The organism is Flavobacterium sp. NPDC079362 (assembly GCF_050267765.1).
Taxonomy (GTDB): domain Bacteria; phylum Bacteroidota; class Bacteroidia; order Flavobacteriales; family Flavobacteriaceae; genus Flavobacterium; species Flavobacterium azizsancarii.
In genome coordinates this window covers 33,213-53,895 of record NZ_JBNNFM010000013.1, presented here as the reverse complement: position 1 = coordinate 53,895, position 20,683 = coordinate 33,213, and the positions used below count along the sequence as shown (strand labels likewise).

17 protein-coding genes are annotated in these 20,683 nt (G+C 33.9%); 11 read left to right on the top strand and 6 right to left on the bottom strand.

Annotated elements, in window-relative coordinates; translation table 11 throughout:
* The first annotated feature begins 30 nt into the window (after nucleotides 1-30).
* From ACQKCJ_RS13030 to ACQKCJ_RS13010, 5 genes are all read left to right on the top strand, one after another.
* The gene (locus ACQKCJ_RS13030; RefSeq protein WP_271336988.1) at nucleotides 31-2,604 is read left to right on the top strand and encodes a BamA/TamA family outer membrane protein; all 2,574 of its coding nucleotides are present in this window, start codon (nucleotides 31-33) and stop codon (nucleotides 2,602-2,604) included.
* Between the two features lie 58 nt (nucleotides 2,605-2,662).
* Entirely contained in the window at nucleotides 2,663-3,730 is a 1,068-nt protein-coding gene (fbaA, locus tag ACQKCJ_RS13025; protein ID WP_271336987.1) for a class II fructose-bisphosphate aldolase, read from the top strand.
* Between the two features lie 113 nt (nucleotides 3,731-3,843).
* Nucleotides 3,844-4,698: an acetyl-CoA carboxylase, carboxyltransferase subunit beta gene (accD, locus tag ACQKCJ_RS13020; RefSeq protein WP_271336984.1), complete on the top strand. Its 855-nt coding sequence runs from the start codon at nucleotides 3,844-3,846 to the stop codon at nucleotides 4,696-4,698.
* 87 nt (nucleotides 4,699-4,785) lie between these two features.
* Nucleotides 4,786-5,388 (top strand): hypothetical protein, encoded by a 603-nt coding sequence (locus tag ACQKCJ_RS13015; RefSeq protein ID WP_271336982.1) that lies wholly within the window; start codon nucleotides 4,786-4,788, stop codon nucleotides 5,386-5,388.
* Between the two features lie 196 nt (nucleotides 5,389-5,584).
* Nucleotides 5,585-5,986 carry a helix-turn-helix domain-containing protein gene (locus ACQKCJ_RS13010; RefSeq protein ID WP_271336981.1) on the top strand — a complete coding sequence of 134 codons (402 nt, stop codon included), beginning with the start codon at nucleotides 5,585-5,587 and terminating at the stop codon, nucleotides 5,984-5,986.
* Between the two features lie 585 nt (nucleotides 5,987-6,571).
* Here ACQKCJ_RS13010 and ACQKCJ_RS13005 read toward each other — a convergent pair.
* Both ACQKCJ_RS13005 and ACQKCJ_RS13000 read right to left on the bottom strand, forming a co-directional pair.
* Nucleotides 6,572-7,618: an NAD(P)-dependent alcohol dehydrogenase gene (locus ACQKCJ_RS13005; protein ID WP_271336980.1), complete on the bottom strand. Its 1,047-nt coding sequence runs from the start codon at nucleotides 7,616-7,618 to the stop codon at nucleotides 6,572-6,574.
* Nucleotides 7,619-7,717: 99 nt separating this feature from the next.
* Nucleotides 7,718-8,965 carry an ABC transporter permease gene (locus ACQKCJ_RS13000; protein ID WP_427402127.1) on the bottom strand — a complete coding sequence of 416 codons (1,248 nt, stop codon included), beginning with the start codon at nucleotides 8,963-8,965 and terminating at the stop codon, nucleotides 7,718-7,720.
* Nucleotides 8,966-9,130: 165 nt separating this feature from the next.
* Here ACQKCJ_RS13000 and purH point away from each other — a divergent pair, with 165 nt between their 5' ends.
* The 6 genes from purH (at nucleotide 9,131) to rodA (ending at nucleotide 16,375) form a co-directional block, all read left to right on the top strand.
* Nucleotides 9,131-10,657 (top strand): bifunctional phosphoribosylaminoimidazolecarboxamide formyltransferase/IMP cyclohydrolase, encoded by a 1,527-nt coding sequence (purH, locus tag ACQKCJ_RS12995; protein ID WP_271336977.1) that lies wholly within the window; start codon nucleotides 9,131-9,133, stop codon nucleotides 10,655-10,657.
* 54 nt (nucleotides 10,658-10,711) lie between these two features.
* Nucleotides 10,712-11,740, top strand: coding sequence for a rod shape-determining protein (locus ACQKCJ_RS12990; protein WP_026983887.1), 1,029 nt, complete (start codon nucleotides 10,712-10,714; stop codon nucleotides 11,738-11,740).
* A gap of 109 nt (nucleotides 11,741-11,849) precedes the next feature.
* Nucleotides 11,850-12,674: a rod shape-determining protein MreC gene (mreC, locus tag ACQKCJ_RS12985; RefSeq protein ID WP_271336975.1), complete on the top strand. Its 825-nt coding sequence runs from the start codon at nucleotides 11,850-11,852 to the stop codon at nucleotides 12,672-12,674.
* Nucleotides 12,667-13,173 carry a rod shape-determining protein MreD gene (locus ACQKCJ_RS12980; RefSeq protein WP_271336974.1) on the top strand — a complete coding sequence of 169 codons (507 nt, stop codon included), beginning with the start codon at nucleotides 12,667-12,669 and terminating at the stop codon, nucleotides 13,171-13,173. Before mreC ends, ACQKCJ_RS12980 begins: the two co-directional genes overlap by 8 nt.
* Entirely contained in the window at nucleotides 13,170-15,125 is a 1,956-nt protein-coding gene (mrdA, locus tag ACQKCJ_RS12975) for a penicillin-binding protein 2 (protein ID WP_271336973.1), read from the top strand. The genes ACQKCJ_RS12980 and mrdA overlap by 4 nt, the downstream gene beginning before the upstream one ends.
* 14 nt (nucleotides 15,126-15,139) lie before the next feature.
* Nucleotides 15,140-16,375, top strand: a complete 1,236-nt coding sequence (rodA, locus tag ACQKCJ_RS12970; RefSeq protein WP_271336971.1) for a rod shape-determining protein RodA — start codon at nucleotides 15,140-15,142, stop codon at nucleotides 16,373-16,375.
* Nucleotides 16,376-16,907: 532 nt separating this feature from the next.
* Here rodA and ACQKCJ_RS12965 read toward each other — a convergent pair.
* The 4 genes from ACQKCJ_RS12965 to ACQKCJ_RS12950 form a co-directional block, all read right to left on the bottom strand.
* Nucleotides 16,908-17,588: a DedA family protein gene (locus ACQKCJ_RS12965; RefSeq protein WP_271336970.1), complete on the bottom strand. Its 681-nt coding sequence runs from the start codon at nucleotides 17,586-17,588 to the stop codon at nucleotides 16,908-16,910.
* Between the two features lie 130 nt (nucleotides 17,589-17,718).
* Complete coding sequence (locus tag ACQKCJ_RS12960) at nucleotides 17,719-18,060, bottom strand: heavy-metal-associated domain-containing protein (protein WP_427402126.1); 342 nt, start codon at nucleotides 18,058-18,060, stop codon at nucleotides 17,719-17,721.
* Between the two features lie 36 nt (nucleotides 18,061-18,096).
* Complete coding sequence (locus ACQKCJ_RS12955; RefSeq protein ID WP_427402125.1) at nucleotides 18,097-20,103, bottom strand: TonB-dependent receptor plug domain-containing protein; 2,007 nt, start codon at nucleotides 20,101-20,103, stop codon at nucleotides 18,097-18,099.
* Between the two features lie 113 nt (nucleotides 20,104-20,216).
* A complete protein-coding gene (locus ACQKCJ_RS12950; RefSeq protein ID WP_427402124.1) occupies nucleotides 20,217-20,615 on the bottom strand; it encodes an HYC_CC_PP family protein in 399 nt (132 codons plus the stop codon).
* Between the last annotated feature and the right edge of the window lie 68 nt (nucleotides 20,616-20,683).

Sequence of the window (20,683 nt, the reverse complement as noted above, 5' to 3'; positions counted from 1 at the left end):
TAATGTACTTTTGAATTAAATATTTAACACTTGAAAAATAGTTCCACAAAAATAACAGCATTTATTCTAATAGCAATATTTATTTGCGGTTGTAATGCTGTAAAAAGAGTTCCTGATGGAAAAAACCTTCTTGTTAAAAATACTATTCTTGTAAACGGAAAGGCGACAAATGACGAAATAGCATCTAACCAGATGTATCAAAAACCAAATGGTACTTTGTTAGGATATCGCTTACGCTTGAATTTATATAATTTGGCGAACCTGAATCCGGACTCTACTTATCAGGCAAAATTTAAAAAACATCCTGGTCTATATGAGCGTCAGGCAAAAATATTATCTGCAAAACAAGTTGACAGACTTGGACAATCTTTTTTAAACAAGGGTCTTAGTGAATTCCTGAAAAACACTGGCGAAGCGCCTGTAGTTATTGATACCGCAAAAACAAAAAAATCTCTTTTACGTTTAAAATTCTACTATTTTAATACTGGATATTTTAATGTTGCAACAGATTACAGCATTGATAGCGTTGCAAGAAAAAAAGCAAAAATAAATTATATCATTACTACCGGACCAGCTTATAAATTAGACACTATCAGAACTAATATTATGACTCCGGCGTTAGATTCATTATACAAAAACAACAATGAACCTTCATTTTTAAAATCTGGCAATCAGTACAAAACTGCTGATTTTGAAGAAGAAAAAAACCGACTTACTACTTATTTCAGAAATCATGGCGCCTATTTTTTCCAGCCTACTTATGTTACTTTCGACATTGATACGATTGGAAAGAAGAACAAAGCTGATGTTACTTTAATTGTAAACAACAACAATATCCAGGAAAGAGATTCGAGCAGAACAGAACCTTTCAAGCTTTACAAAATAAGTGATGTTAATATTTACACCGATTATTCTGCTGCAAATGCAAAAAAGAAAATAACTGATAGTATAAGCTACAACAACTTTAACCTGTATAGCTACAAAAAACTAAAATACAAACCCCGCGCTATTACTGATGCGATTTTTATTAATAAAGGAAGCACTTTTTCTGATACCAGAACAACTCTTTCATCAAGGTATTTAAATAATCTGAAAATTTTTAATTACCCTTCAATCCAATATCAGGTTGACAAACGCGACTCGACTGCACAATCCTTAATTGCTAATATTTATTTAACCCCAAGAAAAAAATATAGTTTTGGGACTACTTTTGATGTGACGCATTCTAATATTCAGGATTTTGGTATTGGAGCAAGTATATCTGAAACTATTAGAAACGTATTTAACAGAGCTGAAACTCTCGAAATCTCTACTCGTCTAAATTTGGGTTCCTCTAAAGATATGGCCAACCCTAATGATAATTTCTTTAATGTTTCAGAATATGGTGTCGATTTAAAATTAAACTTCCCAAGAATCCTGATGCCTTTTGGGACTGAAAAAATTATCCCGAAAAGGATGATTCCTTCTACCAGTATTACAGCAGGTTTCTCTAAGCAAAGGAATATTGGTCTGGACAAGGAAAACTTTACCGGCGGACTTGCTTACAACTGGTCTCCTAAACGAAACAATACTGCAAAGCTTGAATTACTTAATGCTCAATTTGTACGAAACTTAAATCCGGGCAACTATTTCAAAGTCTATACTTCTTCTTACAACGAGTTAAATGGTATTGGTAAAGACTACAATACTACACCTCTAAATTGGGGAGATACACCTGAGGAGCAAGCGAGAAAAGACCTGACTATTCCTACAGGAACTACAGGCTTTACTAGTGATGTCTTAACAAATAAAACTGCTCTACTTCCCGGAGATCCTCAATATAAGGATGTACAAAGTATAGAAGAAAGAAGAGTTCGTCTGACTGAAAATGATTTTATCTTAGCTACAAGTTATACTTTTAGCAAAACCACTAAAAAAGATCTTGCTGACAATACATTTTATCAGTTTAGAACAAAAATAGAATCTGCAGGAACTTTATTAACTGCAATATCTGACATTGCAAAATTACCTAAAAACACAAATGGCAACTATGAAATATTCAACTTAGAATATTCAGAATACATAAAAACAGAATTTGATTATATCAAACACTGGGACTTTGGTAAAGAAAAAGTATTAGCAGTAAGAAGCTTTTTTGGGATAGCAGTTCCGTTTGGCAATTCAAATTACATTCCGTTTTCACGAAGTTATTACGCCGGAGGATCAAACGATAACCGTGCATGGCAACCCTACAAATTGGGTCCGGGCAGTACGAATGCAGCGAACGATTTTAACGAGGCAAACATGAAAATTGCGATGAGTGCTGAATTCCGATTCAAACTTTTTGGTGACGTGAAGGGAGCTATCTTTGCAGATGCCGGAAATATCTGGAATGTGCTCGATAATGTGATTGACGAGAAGGCAAGATTCAACAACTTAAACGATTTAGCTGAAATTGCTTTAGGTTCAGGATTCGGTTTACGTTACGATTTAAGCTTTTTTGTTATTCGTTTAGATTTAGGCTTTAAGACCTATAACCCAGCACATGAGAAAGGAGATCGCTGGTTCAAAGAATACAATTTTGGTCATTCGGTTTTAAATTTTGGGATAAATTATCCATTCTAATGCTAATTAATTCTTATTTTTGCAACCTAAAAACTAAAAACAACTAAAAAAAATTACAATGGCACACAATATTAAACCCGGAGTAGCTACAGGAGATCAAGTACAGGAAATTTTTAATTATGCAAAAGAAAAAGGATTTGCTTTACCTGCAGTAAATGTTACTGGATCAAGCACAATCAATGGAGTTCTTGAAACTGCAGCAAAACTTAATGCACCGGTTATCATTCAATTTTCTAACGGAGGAGCACAATTTAACGCTGGAAAAGGTTTATCTAATGCAGGTGAAAAAGCAGCAATCGCTGGTGGAATCGCCGGAGCAAAACATATTCATACTTTGGCAGAAGCTTACGGTGCAACTGTAATCTTACATACTGACCACTGTGCAAAAAAATTATTACCTTGGATCGATGGTTTATTAGATGCTTCTGAAAAACATTTTGCAGAAACAGGAAAACCATTATTCAGTTCTCATATGATCGATTTGTCTGAAGAGCCAATCGAAGAAAATATCGAAATCTGTAAAGAGTACTTGGCTAGAATGAGCAAAATGGGAATGACATTAGAAATCGAACTTGGTATTACAGGTGGTGAAGAAGATGGCGTTGACAACTCTGACATTGATAGTTCAAAATTATATACTCAACCAGAAGAAGTAGCTTATGCTTATGAAGAATTATCTAAAATAAGCCCTAAATTTACAATTGCTGCTGCTTTTGGAAACGTTCACGGTGTTTACAAACCAGGAAACGTAAAATTAACTCCAAAAATCTTAAAAAATTCTCAGGATTACGTTCAAAACAAATTCAACACTGGTGCTAACCCGGTAGATTTCGTTTTTCACGGAGGTTCAGGTTCTACACTTGAAGAAATCAGAGAAGGAATTAGCTACGGAGTTATCAAAATGAACATCGATACTGATTTGCAATTTGCATATACTGAAGGAATTCGTGATTATATGGTTAAAAACATTGACTATTTAAAATCTCAAATTGGTAACCCAGAAGGTGCTGATGTTCCTAACAAAAAATATTATGACCCAAGAAGATGGGTACGTGAAAGTGAAGTAACATTCAACACAAGACTTGAGCAAGCTTTTGCTGACTTGAATAATGTGAATACACTATAAAAGTATTCAGTTTACAGTTTTAAGTATTCAGTTCTCAAATGCTGAATACTTAAAAACTGATTATTAAAAGCTGAATACTGAAAACGGATTACTGAACACTGAATACTAGACAAATGGCTTGGTTTAAAAGACAAGAAAAAGGGATTACCACTGCGACTGAAGATAAAATGGACGTTCCGAAAGGATTGTGGTACAAATCTCCTACGGGAAAAATTATTGATGCTGACGAATTAGCCAGAAACTTATTTGTAAGCCCTGAAGATGATTTTCACGTTAGAATTGGAAGCGCAACCTATTTTGAAATTTTATTTGACAATAACGAATTTGTTGAATTAGATAAAAACATGACATCAAAAGATCCATTGCATTTTGTTGATACAAAAAAATATGCTGATCGCCTTAAAGATGTAATGGAAAAAACCCACCTAAAGGACGCTGTGCGTACAGGAGTGGGAAAATCTAAAGGAAAAGAACTTGTTATTTGTTGTATGGATTTTGCCTTTATTGGTGGATCTATGGGAGCTGTTGTTGGAGAAAAAATTGCCAGAGGTATTGATCACGCGATCAAAAACAAAATGCCTTTTTTAATGATTTCTAAATCAGGTGGAGCTCGTATGATGGAAGCGGCTTATTCATTAATGCAATTAGCCAAAACATCTGTAAAACTTGCTCAACTTGCAGAAGCAGGATTACCTTACATCTCTTTATGTACAGATCCTACAACCGGAGGAACAACTGCATCATATGCCATGTTAGGAGATATCAATATCTCTGAGCCCGGAGCTTTGATTGGTTTTGCTGGTCCTCGTGTTGTTCGTGACACTACAGGAAAAGATTTACCGGAAGGTTTCCAGACTGCTGAGTTCTTATTAGAGCACGGTTTCTTAGACTTTATCACGCCAAGAAAAGAATTGAAAGATAAGATTAACTTATATATCGATTTGATTCAGAATAATACAATTAGATAGTTTTTTAAACTTCTAAAACATATAAAATCTCATCAGCTTAATTGCAGGTGAGATTTTTTTATATCTTTATTTTAAATCTTAGTTTTTATGAAAAGAGTTTTTATTGGCTTTATAATTTGTCTCTTTCTTTTGAATTGTGCCAAGAAAGAAGAAAAACTTATTGCAAAAAATAAACCTTATATAATCTCCTATGAAGACAAGAAACTTGAAAAATATTACGATTCCATAAAAACAAATACTAGCAGAGTTGCTCTGCCGCCAAGAAAAATTTTCTATGCAGAAAGCCAATTAATAATTGACAAAAAAGGAAATCTATATTTTTATCAAAAAAGATATTTTCTTGAATTCTGTAGTTATGGTAGCGAAAAAGATACACTTCCACATTTTCTTGACCTACAGCCAAAAGACATTGTTAAGATTCCAGAAACAAGCTTAGTTGATTTTTTATCAGAAAATATTCTTAGCAAAGAAAAAAACAGACGAATATTAATTGTCGCTTCCCAAAACGACACCATAAAGAACACTTTCTTTATGCAGTTTATAAACAAGAATCAATTACAAGCTTACGAAATTAGAAGAACCACTCAAGAAGAAGATACTGTTTTGAAATACAAAATGAATAACGATTATTATTACTCTGATTCTATTAAATGGGATCGAACTAAAATCAAGTTCTCTAATAGAAAGTAAAAACAGAAAGACAAGATTCGCTTTTTGTTTTTATATCTAAATATTCTATCGCTGATCAATACTTGTCTGAAAAATTGTACTTTTACTTTTTTAAAAAAGTAAATAATGGCCTTACAAAAAAAATGTAACTTACATAAACTAACTTGTTTTTTACCAAAAGCATTTTTCTTTAAAGGAATATAAATATCTTTGAATTATGAGCGCAGCAACAAAACCAAACCATATAGGGCGAAAAATTAGCCGTATTCGTGAACTGAAAGACATGAAGCAAGAAGCATTGGCACAAGCTTTAGGAACAAACCAACAGGCAATTTCGGCTATTGAAAACAGCGAAACAATAGATGATGGAAAACTTGCTGATATAGCAAAAGCCCTTGGCGTAAGTGTTGAAGCTATAAAAAACTTTACTGAAGAAAACATGATAAGTTATTTTAATAATTTTTACGACAACAGCATTAGTAATGGTGTAAATGGAATATTCAGTCCTAGTCATTGTTCATTCAACCCATTAGACAAAGTAATTGAACTTTATGAGCGTATGCTTCAGGCAGAAAAAGAAAAAGTAGAGTATTTAGAAAAATTATTAAAAGAAAAATAAGATTCTAAAATACATTGATTGCTATAAAAAAATCCTGAGAAATATTTTCTCAGGATTTTTTTTATGTGAGTATTTTTGTCATTCCGAGGAACGAGGAATCTAACCAAGTAACTCCGTACAAATTAGCGATAATCTTTATCGAGCCACTTTATGTGATTTCTCCCTTTGGTCGAAATGACAAAAATGCGACATCATTGAGAAGAACGAGGAATCTCATCAAATAACTCCACACAGATTAGCGATAATCTTTGCCGAGCCACTTTATGTGATTTCTCCCTTTGGTCGAAATAACAAAAATGCGACATCATTGAGAAGAACGAGGAATCTCATCAAGTAACTCCGTACAAATTAGCGACAATCTTTGTCGAGCCACTTTATGTGATTTCTCCCTTTGGTCGAAATGACAAAAATGCGATATCAATTGTGATAGTGATAGATTGCAATATGGATGGAGAAGAATGGATTAAAATCCATCCCTACAATATAAATCGTTCCTCCGGAACTTTATTATTAATTTTAAAATCACAAAGTTGTAGCCCAATACTGGAAAAACCTTTGAACCTTTGCAACTCTGTTCCTTTGAACCTATTTAAGTGAAGCCATATCAATTACGAATCGATATTTTACATCGCTTTTATTCATACGATCATATGCTTCATTAATGTATGACATATCGATGATTTCAACATCTGATGTAATATTGTGTTCAGCACAATAATCTAACATTTCCTGAGTTTCTTTGATTCCACCAATTAAACTTCCCATAATACTTCTACGTTTCATGATTAAAGTAAAAACAGGAATTTCAGCAGGCGCTGGCGGAGCTCCTACTACAATCATGGTTCCGTTAGTTTTTAATAAATTCAAATAGGCATTATGATCGTGTTTTGCTGAAACCGTATTTAAGATAAAATCGAAACTATTGGCCATAGATTCCATAGTTTCAGGATTTGAAGTTAATGCAAATTTATGTGCGCCTAATTTTTTAGCATCAGCTTCCTTAGATGGCGAATGGCTTAACATAGTAACTTCTGCACCAAACGAAACAGCAAATTTCACTGCCATATGCCCTAAACCACCAAGGCCTAAAACACCAACTTTATGCCCCTTACCTACTTTTAGATAACGTAATGGCGAATAAGTGGTGATTCCTGCACATAATAATGGCGCCACTCCTTTTATATCTAATTTTTCAGATACATGAAGCGTATAACTTTCATCGACAATGATGCTGGTTGAATATCCTCCGCGAGTTGGGATATTTGTTCCTCTTTCGACACTGTTGTAAGTTCCCGTCATTCCTTCGTCACAAAATTGCTCTTCGCCAGATTGGCAACTTGGGCAAACTCTGCACGAATCTACGAAACAACCTACTCCGGCTAACTCTCCAACTTTAAATTTAGAAACTTCGCTTCCAACAGCAACGATTCGGCCTACAATTTCATGTCCCGGAACCAAAGGATAATCTACAGGTCCCCAATCTCCTTTTGCGGTGTGAATATCAGAATGGCAAACGCCACTATATAAAATTTCTATCTGAACCTGATGAGCACCTACTTCTTTTCTTTCAAACGTATAAGGTTTTAAGGGATTTTCGGCATCATAGGCTGCATACGCTTTTACTGGTATCATATTGTTGTATTTTTAATTTAAGCTATTAAAATTACGACAAAATAAGATAACAAATCAAAATTTGAAGTTGTAAAAAGATGAAATTTTCAAGGATTGACTTTACATTCCGGTTCTGATTGCTTCAACAGGATCAAGTTTCGATGCTGAAATTGCAGGCAAAATTCCTGAAATCACGCCAACCATAATTGACAATCCTGCCCCAATAATAACATTCCAGAAACTTAACACAAATTCAAAATCTAACAAATTGGTTAAAAGAATAGACATTAGCCAAACAATCAACAAACCAATTATTCCGCCAATTAAACAAAGTATAACGGCTTCAAACAAAAACTGAAACAATATAAATCTATTTTTTGCCCCTAAGGATTTCTGAATTCCAATTAAGTTCGTACGCTCTTTTACCGAAACAAACATAATATTTGCCACTCCAAAACCTCCAACAAGGAAAGAGAAGAAACTTATAAAAATTCCTCCAAACCTTAAACTCCCTAAAATTCCGTCAACAAAATCAGTAAAACCAGAAAGCACATTAATAAAGAAATTATCTGCCTCCCCTGCTTTCATTCCGCGAATTGCTCTTAGTTTTTGGGCAACTTCAGCCTTATACGCCTCCATATCTACACCCTTTACAGGTTTTAGTACAATTACCGGAGTCATTGAATCACTATCACCATACATGCGACGTAAAAAATTAGTTGGCAAATAAACAGATGTATCATTACTATTCCCAAAAAAACCGGCACCCTGTTTTGCTATTACTCCAATTACAGTAAAACGCTGCCCATACAAACGAATATTTTTTCCGATGGGATCACTTGTTCCAAAAAGGCCTTCGGCAATATCATATCCTAAAACAATAACAGGACTTCCTGAATTTGATTCGGATTCATTATAAAATCTTCCCTTATCAAAACTCAATCCTTCGATATCGACCATTTCGCTTGACGAAGGAACTACATTAACATCGCTAACGGTTTTTGAATCGTATTTTAAAGTTTCATGATTTACAAAAAGCTGATACGCCACTTGCTCTGTATTATTAAGAGAATTTTTCAGACTGATATATTCATCATATTTCACATTTGGAAACTGCTCTCTTTTCCATTGCGGAATTTCAGAAGGCCCGAAACAATATTTCATCAAATAAATCGTGTTTTTATCTAAGCTGCTTAAATCTTTTGAAATTTTTCGATCTAAGGAATCTACAGCAGCCAATACTGCTATAATCGAAAAAATACCAATCGTAACTCCCAACAGTGACAATAAGGTACGTAATTTATTATTTCGCAAAGCGTTTATGGCAAAGCGAAAACTTTCTTTTAATAACCTTAGATAAACAAGCATGTATGTGTATTTTTCATTAAAGTAAAATTCAATAATTTAAAAACAAAAACCTAATAAAAGTTAACTTACTCATCAGTAGTTTTTTTTAGCATAATGTTACATTAATTTTCTTTAAAATAATATTTAAAAAAACTACTTTTGCAGTCTGAAAATCATAACTACACAATGAGCACAACTAAAACAATACAATCGGCATTAATTTCTGTTTTTTCAAAAGACGGACTTGAGCCAATCGTTAGAAAATTACACGAACAAAACGTAACACTTTATTCGACTGGAGGAACAGAAGATTTTATTAAAAACCTTGGAATTCCTGTAGTTCCGGTTGAGGATATTACTTCATTCCCTGAAATTCTTGGTGGAAGAGTAAAAACATTGCACCCGAAAATTTTTGGTGGAATCTTAAACCGTCAGGATAACGAAGGTGACGTTCAGCAAATGAAGGAATTTGATATCCCTCAGATTGACTTGGTAATTGTTGATTTGTACCCGTTTGAAAAAACAGTTGCTTCAGGTGCAAGTGAGCAGGATATTATTGAAAAAATTGATATTGGCGGAATTTCATTGATTCGTGCCGGTGCAAAAAATTTCAAAGACACTGTAATCGTAGCTTCGGTAAACGAATATAGTTTGCTTCTAGATTTGATCACAGAACAAAACGGAGCAACAACTCTTGAAAACAGAAGATTGCTTGCTACAAAAGCATTCCACGTTTCATCTCATTATGATGGTGCTATTTTTAATTATTTCAATACTGACGAAACAATCTACAAAGAAAGTATCGAAGGTGGTCAGATTTTAAGATATGGAGAAAATCCTCATCAAAAAGGTTTCTTCTTTGGCGATTTTGACGCAATGTTCAAAAAAGTTCACGGAAAAGAATTATCATACAATAACTTATTAGATGTTGATGCTGCAGTAAACTTAATCAATGAGTTTAAAACTGATGGTCCAACGTTTGCAATTTTAAAACATAATAATGCTTGTGGCCTGGCTTCCAGAAAAACAATTAGCGAAGCTTATTTAGCAGCTTTGGCTTGTGATCCAACTTCTGCTTTTGGCGGAGTTTTGATTGCAAACACTAAAATTGATTTGGCTACTGCACAGGAAATCAACAAATTGTTTTGTGAAGTAGTAATCGCACCAAGTTATGATGACGATGCAATTGCAGTTTTACAAGAAAAGAAAAACAGAATCATATTAGTTCAAAATGAAGTTGAATTGCCTTCAAGACAAGTAAGAACATGTCTTAATGGTTTGTTAATTCAGGACAGAAATAATATTACAGATACTAAAGAGCATTTAAAAACCGTTACAATTACAGAGCCTACCGCTCAGGAAATAGAAGATTTAATATTTGCTTCTAAGATTTGTAAAAACACAAAATCGAACACGATTGTTTTTGCAAAAAACGGAACATTAATTTCTTCAGGTACAGGCCAGACGTCAAGAGTTGATGCTTTGGTACAAGCTGTAGATAAAGCTAAAGCTTTTGGATTTGATTTAACCGGCGCTTCTATGGCGAGTGATGCATTTTTCCCATTTCCGGATTGTGTAGAATTAGCTAAAAATGCAGGAATTACAGCAGTAATTCAGCCGGGAGGTTCAATAAAAGACGAATTAAGCATAAATTATTGCAATGAAAATAATGTTGCAATGGTATTTACAGGAACACGTCATTTTAAACATTAATTTGTTTAACTTTGTTCAAAATAATTTATAACATTTTAAACCCCTAAAAAACTTATGGGATTTTTTGATTTCATGACCGAGGATATTGCGATAGACCTTGGTACCGCAAACACTTTAATCATACATAATGATAAAGTTGTTATTGATAGTCCGTCAATCGTTGCACGTGATAGAATATCAGGCAAAATCATTGCTGTTGGTAAGGAAGCCAATATGATGCAAGGTAAAACGCATGAAAATATCAAAACCATAAGGCCTTTGAAGGATGGTGTAATTGCTGATTTTGATGCTTCGGAAAAGATGATCAATATGTTCATCAAAAGTATTCCTGCTTTGAAAAAAAGAATGTTTACTCCAGCTTTAAGAATGGTAGTTTGTATTCCTTCCGGTATTACTGAAGTTGAAATGCGAGCTGTAAAAGAATCTTGTGAAAGAGTAAACGGAAAAGAAGTTTACCTGATTCATGAGCCAATGGCAGCAGCAATTGGTATTGGTATCGATATTATGCAGCCAAAAGGTAATATGATTGTAGATATTGGTGGTGGTACTACTGAAATTGCAGTTATTGCTTTAGGTGGTATTGTATGTGACAAATCTGTAAAAATTGCAGGTGACGTTTTTACAAACGATATTGTTTATTACATGCGTACACAACACAATCTTTTTGTGGGAGAAAGTACTGCTGAAAAAATAAAAATTCAAATTGGGGCTGCTATCGAAGATTTAGACGGACCTCCGGAAGATATGTCAGTTCAAGGTAGAGATTTACTTACGGGTAAACCAAAACAGGTTGATGTTTCTTACCGTGAAATCGCTAAAGCATTAGACAAGTCGATTCAACGTATTGAAGATGCTGTAATGGAAACATTATCGCAAACTCCTCCTGAATTAGCTGCAGATATCTATAACACCGGTATTTATTTAGCTGGTGGTGGATCTATGCTAAGAGGTCTTGACAAACGTATTTCGCTAAAAACAGATTTACCTGTTTATATTGCCGAAGATCCGTTAAGAGCTGTAGTTCGTGGAACCGGAATGGCACTTAAAAACATTGCAAAATTCAAAAGTATCTTAATCAAATAAGACACTAAACAAATAAAACATATCCTTACAAGAGTCAGGTTCGATTAATCTGACTCTTGTAAAACTTGAACCCAAAAGCATATCCTGAAACAAAATAATCGAACAAGAAATGCAGCAAATTTTTAATTTTATTATAAGAAACAGTAATCGATTGCTGTTTTTGCTGCTTTTAGGCATTTCGTTGGCTCTCACAATTCAATCCCATTCTTATCATAGAAGTAAAGTAATCAGTTCTGCTAATTTTTTAAGCGGCGGTGTTTATGAAAAAATTAATCGTGTAAACGAATATTTGAATTTAAAAACTGAAAATGACGAACTTGTACTTGAAAATGCAAGATTAAAAAGCCTGTTATTTAATAAAGAAGATACCACAAAACTTCCTCCACCGGATACTATCAAAGGCGTAAAACCTGCAGATATTATTGTTTCAAAAGTAATTCATAACTCATACAATACGCATGAGAACTTTATCACGCTAAATTCCGGAGCAAACGAAGGAATCAAGCCGGATATGGGAGTAATCAACAGCTTAGGAATTATTGGTATAATTGATAATACTTCGCCAAGATACTCTACAGTAGTTAGTATTTTGAATATGAGATCGCATATTAATGCAAAACTTAAAAAATCAAATCACTTTGGTTCTTTAACCTGGGACGGAAAAAGCACCGGATTTGTTCAATTAGAAGATGTGCCAAGATTAGCTTCTATCAGAAAAGGAGATACAATTGTTACAGGTGGCCAATCTGTAATTTTCCCTGAAGGAATCAACATTGGTACTGTCGATAAGATTTCAACAAAAGCGAACACTAGTTCCTATGTCATAAACGTTAAACTATTTAACGATATGACCAACTTAGGACACGTTTATATTATTAAGAGCAGGGACAGAGAGGAACTTATTAATTTAGAAAACAAGAAAAAAAATGAATAGCGCTTTGTTAGTCAATATTCTTCGTTTTATTATGTTACTAACAATTCAAATTGTTATTTTCAATAATATGAATTTTTTAGGGTACATAAGTCCCTTCCCATACATCCTATACATTATTTTGTATCCGGTAAACGGCAACAAGGCGGGATTAATTTTCTCGAGCTTTTTACTTGGTCTAACAATGGATATGTTTTGCAATTCCGGAGGAATTCATGCTACGGCATGTGTTATTCTCGCCTATTACAGACCTTATATTTTTAAGTTCTCATTTGGGCTTAGTTATGAATACCAAACTATAAAGCTGAACGATTCATTAACTCCTGAACGATTCTCATTTATTCTGGTCTCTGTTGTAATACATCATATTGTATTATTTATACTGGAAGCTTTTGAATTTAGATTTATTGGAGACATTTTGCTCCGAACTTTATTTAGTTCTATATTTACAATAATCACCTCAATTATAATAATTTACCTTATTAAGCCCAATAAACGATGAGAAAAGTTCTGCTGCCCTCTTTAATTATTATCGCAGCATCTTTGCTTGTGATGAGGGTATTTTATTTGCAAATTATAGATGATTCTTTCAAGTTAAAATCAGATAATAACGCAATAAAGAAACAGTACGACTATCCTGAAAGGGGATATATCTATGATCGATACGGGAAATTATTAGTAGCCAATCAGGCTTCTTACGATATCATGGTTATTCCGAGAGAAATCAAAGATGACTTAAATATCACTGAATTCTGTGCATTACTGAATATCACCAAAGAAGACTACGATAAGCGCATTGCAAAAGCCAAAGTATACAGCCCACGATTACCTTCTGTATTTTTACCGCAATTAAATAAATCTGAATTTGCCGCTTTTCAGGAAAAGATCAGAAAATATGAAGGTTTCTATTTCCAAAAAAGATCACTTCGTGATTACGAAGTAGATTATGGCGCCAATATTTTTGGCTCTATTTTACAGGTAAATGAAAAATTAATTGCTAAAAACCCTTATTACAATAGCGGTGACTTGATTGGAAGACAAGGTGTTGAAGAAAGCTACGAAGAAGTTTTACGCGGAATAAAAGGCGTAAAATACATCCAGAAAGATAAATATAATAGAGAAATTGGTTCTTATAAAGAAGGTAAATACGACACTATCGCTGTTGCCGGAGAAGACATTAATCTGACTATTGATGCTGAACTTCAAAAGTACGGAGAAGAATTAATGATCAATAAAAGAGGAGGAATTGTCGCTATTGAACCTAAATCAGGAGAAATTTTAGCGCTAGTTACTGCACCGTCTTATGATCCGGGTATCTTGGTAGGAAGACAACGCTCTAAAAACTATACTTTATTATATCATGATTCTATAGCAAAACCATTATATGACCGTGGATTACTTGCAGAATACCCGCCAGGTTCACCTTTCAAAATTTTAACAGGTTTAATTGGCTTACAGGAACAGGTAATAAACGAAAACACCACGTTTTTTTGTCATAATGGATTCAGTTATGGAAGAGGTCGTTTTATGAAATGCCATAGTCACGCACCAAACCAACAGTTACATAATGGTATTTACAATTCATGTAATACTTATTTCGCACAGACTTATATGCTAACTATAAATAAATATGCAGATCCGGCTAAAGCTGTAGATGTATGGAGTGATCACGTAAAAAGTTTTGGGCTAGGTCAGTTTATGGGATATGATTTACCAACCGGTAAAAGAGGAAATATACCAACATCTAAAACGTACAAAAAAATATATCCTAACGGAGGATGGCGAAGTACCACAATTGTATCGAATGCTATTGGTCAGGGAGAGGTTTTAATGACGCCTATTCAGTTAGCGAATATGATGGCTACTGTAGCGAATCAAGGTTATTATTATACACCTCATATCATAAAAAAAATTGAGGGCAAAAAAATTGATGCTAAGTTTACCACAAAACACGTTACTACGGTAGATCAAAAATATTTCCCTCCGGTTATCAGCGGTTTGTTTGATGTTTACAACCTTGGTACTGCGCGTGCATTAAGAGTTGAAGGTATTGATATTTGTGGAAAAACCGGGACAGCGGAGAATTTTGCTAAAATAAACGGAAAAAGAACACAGCTTAAAGATCACTCAATATTTGTAGCCTTTGCGCCAAAAGACAATCCTAAGATCGCAATCGCAATTATGATTGAAAATGGAGGTTTTGGTGCTGCAGTTGCCGGACCAATTGCAAGTTTGATGATAGAAAAATACCTAAGAAAGAAAATTACTAGAAATGATTTAGAAATTAGGGTATTAAACAAAAGTCTTGTAAGCGAATATGCAAAATTAGGAGGAATGACTGCAGCGAGCGCTATTGAATCTACTCCAAAAGACTCTGTTATGAGAGCTAAAATGGTAAAGCAACCACAAGTAGAAGTAAAAAAAGTACGTTTAGACACCACCCAAGAAAATTAATACCATTATTTCAAATGAAAAACCAAAGTATAAAAAATAACATTGACTGGATAAGTGTTTTTATTTACACTGCGTTGGTAATACTGGGGTGGCTCAACATCTATTCCTCATCATTATTATCTACGGACGGAACTTATCAAAAGCAATTAATTTTTATTGGTTGTACAATTCCTTTGATTTTTATCGTACTTTTTGTTGATGGAAAGTTTTATGAAAAATATGCCAGTATTATTTTCGGGGTTTCCCTTTTGTCTTTAGCCGGTTTATTTCTTTTTGGAAAAACCATCGCAGGACAAAGATGCTGGTACGCTATTGGAAGTTTTACCATACAGCCTTCTGAGTTTGCAAAAGCTGCCACATCATTAGCGCTGGCCAAATATCTAAGTGATACACAAATCAATCTGAAAGATGTAAACAGGCAAGTTCAGGCTTTAGCCATTGTATTTTTGCCTGTATTATTGATTTTACCACAACCGGATCCCGGGAGTGCCTTAATTTACAGTATTTTTATTGTTGTTTTGTATCGCGAAGGGCTGCCTTCATGGTATGTCTGGACTGGTTTTATCACCATAGTATTATTTGTCTTAACGCTTGTTTTAGAACCTTACGCAGTTATTTTAATTGCCTTGGGTGTATTAATTATTATACATTTTAAAGGCAGGGCCGTTGATCGAAATATAATTTTAAGCAGTATTTTATTAGCTGTTATTTCGGCTTTTGTTTTATCTGTAGATTATGTTTTTGACAATATCTTCAAACAACACCACCGTGACCGTTTTAACATATTACTAGGTAAAACTGTCGATATGAAAGGGATCGGATATAATACCAACCAATCAGAAATTGCCATTGGATCAGGAGGCTGGATTGGAAAAGGTTTTCTGGAAGGAACTCAGACAAAAGGAGGATTCGTTCCGGAACAACACACCGATTACATTTTTACAACTGTAGGCGAAGAATGGGGTTTTGCAGGATCAATGGTTGTGATCGCACTTTTTGTTGGTTTATTATTAAGAGTAATCTATCTGGCTGAAAGACAAAAAACAAAATTCAGCAGAGTTTATGGCTATTGTGTTGCCGGAATTTTATTCACTCACTTTTTTGTAAACATTGCAATGGTTATTGGAATTTTCCCAACAATTGGGGTTCCCCTGCCGTTCTTTTCATATGGCGGTTCCGGACTTTGGGGATTCACTATTTTATTGTTTATCTTCTTGAAAATGGATGCCAATAAAGTAAATGAATGGTAATCCTTTGGGATAAATTCTAAATTTAAAAAATTGCTGCACCTGTTCGCTATCGCTCGGACAATGTCATTAAGTTAAGAAATTTTTTAATGCGAATTAACTCTTTCAGAATCCGTAATCTTGTCATCTCGACGCAGGAGAGATCATACAAAAAAATCGACAAAGATTAGCGAATAGCTGAACGGAAATACTAGTGTGATCTCTCCTTCGTCGAGATGACAAACTTTGTGGTTACTTCTCTGTCTATTACCCATTCGTTAACTTAATGATACTGCCCAAAGCCTCGAGACACAAAGCTTTGTACACTTAGATTATGTAAACACAACTTAAATCTTAGTGAACTCTGCGAAAAATCTTTGCTTTCTCTGCGGTAAAAAATAGTCACTTTGTATATTTTTTTATACTTTCCACAAGATTTAGCATTGATTCATATTGTGCTCCAACGTTTAAATCATCGCCATACTTAAAAAAACTATCAAGCATAAAAAAAGTCCGAAGCTTTAAACTTCGGACTTTTTTGTATTTGTATATTTAATTATATCTTTTCGCTTGGTCTTTTCTTTAAAAGCTTTACCAAAACCGGAAATGTAGATATGATAACAATTATGATAATGATATATTCAATATGGTGCTTTAGATCAATTCCTTGTCTTAGAAAAATTCCATACAAATAATGACCTGCAAAAATCAGGATGAACGACCATAAAAATGAACTTAAAACATTAAAGAACATAAATTTCTTTTTATCCATAGAAACGATCCCTGCAATGATTGGTGCAAATGTTCTGAAAATTGGAAGAAAACGCGCATAGATAATCGCCTTACCGCCATACTTCTCAAAGAAATCCTTAGATTGTAACAAGTACTTCTTTTTGAACCAAAATGAATCTTCTTTTTTAAACAAATAATATCCACTTTTGGCACCAAACCAATATCCTGTCATATTACCCAAAACTCCCATTATTGCAACAAGAGTAGAAAGGACAAATACATTTATGAAATCTGCCGGAATATCAACAACATTCAGCATTAAGTCACGACTATAAATACCCGCTAAAAAAAGTAAACTGTCTCCCGGAAGAAAGAAACCTGCAAAAAGTCCTGTCTCTGCAAAAACAATAAACAAAACAATAAACAAACCAATTTGAACACCTCCTATACTTAATGTAATATAAAATTCAGGGTTAATTAATTGACTCCAATCAAAATTATTCATAAATGCGTTTGGTTATATTTATAAGTTCGTGAAATTAACAATAATTTGCTTCAACACCAATAATTTGCTCTATTTTAAAGATAAATTAACTATTAAAAAGCCCTGACAAAAACATGGGCTCTCAAAATAATTATTCTCTTACATATTTACAACAAGAATGCAAATTCTCATAATCAGCTTCAGTTGCTTTAACATCCTTAGTATCATGCCCTACTTTAGCAACGGCTTTATTCAAATCTTCCGGAGACGATTTCTCTTCATTTAAAATTACTGCCAATTGATGCGAACTAATATCCCAGATAGCTGATTTTACTCCAGGAACACTAAATGCTGCTTTTTCGATACGCTTTTTACATTGCTCACAATTACCGTTTACTTCTGTTGTGTATTTTAAATTCTTATTTTTTTTAGTTTGAGCCTGAGCCGAAAATCCTAAAAAAGTGATCATTGCAATTAAAATTAAATTTTTCATTTTATTATTTGTTATTGATTTTTGAAATTGAATTCTTTATTTTATTTTAAATCGTAATCCTGCGTAATACATTTGACCAAAAATTGGAGCATATGCAATAGAAGCATCAAAGTTAGGACCAAAAGGATCTCCGGCACCCAAAATAGCTTTCTTCTGTTTGTAATTTCCAATGTTCTCCCCTCCTGCATATACTTCTAAAACTGACGAAAAAACTCTTGTTACCTGAACATTCATAACGGCATATGATGGCGAAAAATCAGGAAACTGATCCTCCACAGGATTTGATGCTGTATAAGGCAGCTGTTGTTTTCCGGACCAGTTAAAGGTAAAATCAAACTTCCATTGTTTTTCATCTTTCAATTGGGTTTCATATTCCAGATTTCCTAAAAAACGAAGCTTTGCCTGCAACGGACGCTGAAAAGTACCCGTTAAATAATCCGTTTGAACATCATAATATTTATAAGCAGTTCTTAAATTCAAGTTATGAATCAGCTCATAATTAAACTCGAACTGAAAGCTATTTGCAAAAGAGCTTCCTCTTAAATTATAGAACGAAACCTCTTGCGGGCTTTGCATCAAATCTACAATTGCCTGATTCTTAAAATCGGTACGATAGAAATCAAATCCTACCTCAGCATTTTTACTGAAAAGTTTAAATTTCTGAGAAAAACTCACACCGTAGTTCCATGCAATTTCAGGATTCAATCCATAAATCTTTCCTCCGGTATCTAAAATGGAGAACGTTCTGGAACTAGCAAAAAGCTGTTGATTCTCAGCAAAAATATTCGCTGAGCGTTTTCCCCTTCCTGCAGAAAAACGAAGTACTCCATCTTTCCAGGGATTATATCTCATATGCAAACGAGGTGTCGCGAAGAACCCCAGACGATTATGATTGTCAACTCTGCCTCCTAAAATCAAACTGAAATTATCATTATTATCATATGTATATTCAAAGAATGCTCCAACCGAATTATCAATTCTACTGTAATCCGTTACATTAACAAATTCCTGATACTGATCGTAAGTAAAATTTAAACCGGTCGAAAACTTGTGTTTTGTATTATTGATAATCGAATTGAAAATTAAATTAGAATAAAAACTATTCTGTCTGATATCATATAAATTCAACCCAAAATAAGAGTTTTGATTGTGACTGTTGAAAGCATTCTGAAAACCAATACTCTGATATGGCATATCCTTAAAAACGTAACCTACTTTTGTAGACACATCAAAACGTTCTGTATTAATTTCAGATCCCCAATGATTTGTAGTACCGCGATCTCTGTCTTTATCAAAATCAACTTCTCCCGTTTGTTTTTTATCATTCATATATCTAAAATTGATAAAACTCACAATACCGCTTTCGGGATTATAATATTGATAACGGTTCAGGACATTGATTTGTTTCCCTAACGGATTATCCAGAAAACCATCATCATTCATATCATTTTTTGCAACACGGGCATTCCCGTGAACAAATAAACTTGTTGCCCATTTATCAGACAGTTTTTTATTAAAATGAGTATTTACCTCAAAACGGGCATCGGTAGAACCATAAACATTCAGGAAGAACGGAATGTCGCTTAAAGGTTTTAGAAGTTCTGTATTTATTTGTCCTGAAATACTCTCGTAACCGTTTACAACACTACCGGCACCTTTGGTAATCTGAACACTCTCGATCCATGTTCCGGGTGTAAATGACAAACCGTAAGCCTGGGAAGCGCCATGAACCGAAGGAATATTTTCTTCTGTAATCATTAAATAAGGACTTGTCAGACCAAGCATTTTTATTTGCTTGGTTCCTGTTAAAGCATCAGAAAAATTCACATCGATTGAAGGATTTGTCTCAAAACTTTCGGCCAGATTACAGCAAGCGGCTTTTAACAGTTCTTTGCTTGTAATAACAGTTGTATTGGCAGTAAGCGTATAGGATTTTTTGATTCCTTTTTGCTTTTTGGTAATTTTCACTTCCTCTAAATTCTCTTGTGAAAAAGCAGAAAAAGAAAGTAAAATCACGCCCAAAAGCATCATATTTTTTTTCATGAAAAAGATTTTAATAGTAATTAGAAAAGCTGTTTTTAAGCATATCCTCAATTGAGAAATAAGCAAACAGCGTATTGCAAACCAAAAGATGGCTTGACTCTAAACTATCAAAATCAGGAATAAAAAATATACTGGTGATATAATTTAAATAAAGGAGGAGCATTCGCATCAGAATAATACGAAATGATCTGACTGCTTTTAAAAATTGGAATTGTTACAAAAACAATTGATTTGAATTCCTGTACTACAGGTGCAAAAGCAAATTGAAAAAAGAAAAACTTAAGAGTAGCATCGTCTGATTTTTTTTCAAAATGAACCACTTTGTCCTTACAACAAGAAGATTCTTTTTCAGACACTCCACAACATTTCTTTCCGTGAGATGCAGAAACGGAAGTATTTAATGAAACCGAAGCGATTCTACCTCCGCAATAATGCACATCAAAAGCAAACCCTATGTTGGAAACCAACAAGAGCAATGCTAAAAATAGTCCTGTGCACTTTTTTAAATTCATGCTGCAAAATTACCTAAAAAAAGAATATAAACTAATTTATCTATACAGGAAAAAATGCAATATATAGT

Bases quoted from the DNA above. Each gene is read 5' to 3' on its own strand.
- mreC (WP_271336975.1), top strand. From the start codon at position 11,850: ATGCAGCAAATTTTTAATTTTATTATAAGAAACAGTAATCGATTGCTG.
- ACQKCJ_RS13000 (WP_427402127.1), bottom strand. From the start codon at position 8,965: ATGCTTGTTTATCTAAGGTTATTAAAAGAAAGTTTTCGCTTTGCCATA.
- ACQKCJ_RS12980 (WP_271336974.1), top strand. From the start codon at position 12,667: ATGAATAGCGCTTTGTTAGTCAATATTCTTCGTTTTATTATGTTACTA.
- purH (WP_271336977.1), top strand. From the start codon at position 9,131: ATGAGCACAACTAAAACAATACAATCGGCATTAATTTCTGTTTTTTCA.
- ACQKCJ_RS13015 (WP_271336982.1), top strand. From the start codon at position 4,786: ATGAAAAGAGTTTTTATTGGCTTTATAATTTGTCTCTTTCTTTTGAAT.
- fbaA (WP_271336987.1), top strand. From the start codon at position 2,663: ATGGCACACAATATTAAACCCGGAGTAGCTACAGGAGATCAAGTACAG.
- ACQKCJ_RS13010 (WP_271336981.1), top strand. From the start codon at position 5,585: ATGAGCGCAGCAACAAAACCAAACCATATAGGGCGAAAAATTAGCCGT.
- ACQKCJ_RS12990 (WP_026983887.1), top strand. From the start codon at position 10,712: ATGGGATTTTTTGATTTCATGACCGAGGATATTGCGATAGACCTTGGT.
- rodA (WP_271336971.1), top strand. From the start codon at position 15,140: ATGAAAAACCAAAGTATAAAAAATAACATTGACTGGATAAGTGTTTTT.
- accD (WP_271336984.1), top strand. From the start codon at position 3,844: ATGGCTTGGTTTAAAAGACAAGAAAAAGGGATTACCACTGCGACTGAA.
- ACQKCJ_RS12965 (WP_271336970.1), bottom strand. From the start codon at position 17,588: ATGAATAATTTTGATTGGAGTCAATTAATTAACCCTGAATTTTATATT.
- mrdA (WP_271336973.1), top strand. From the start codon at position 13,170: ATGAGAAAAGTTCTGCTGCCCTCTTTAATTATTATCGCAGCATCTTTG.
- ACQKCJ_RS12950 (WP_427402124.1), bottom strand. From the start codon at position 20,615: ATGAATTTAAAAAAGTGCACAGGACTATTTTTAGCATTGCTCTTGTTG.
- ACQKCJ_RS13005 (WP_271336980.1), bottom strand. From the start codon at position 7,618: ATGATACCAGTAAAAGCGTATGCAGCCTATGATGCCGAAAATCCCTTA.
- ACQKCJ_RS12960 (WP_427402126.1), bottom strand. From the start codon at position 18,060: ATGAAAAATTTAATTTTAATTGCAATGATCACTTTTTTAGGATTTTCG.
- ACQKCJ_RS12955 (WP_427402125.1), bottom strand. From the start codon at position 20,103: ATGAAAAAAAATATGATGCTTTTGGGCGTGATTTTACTTTCTTTTTCT.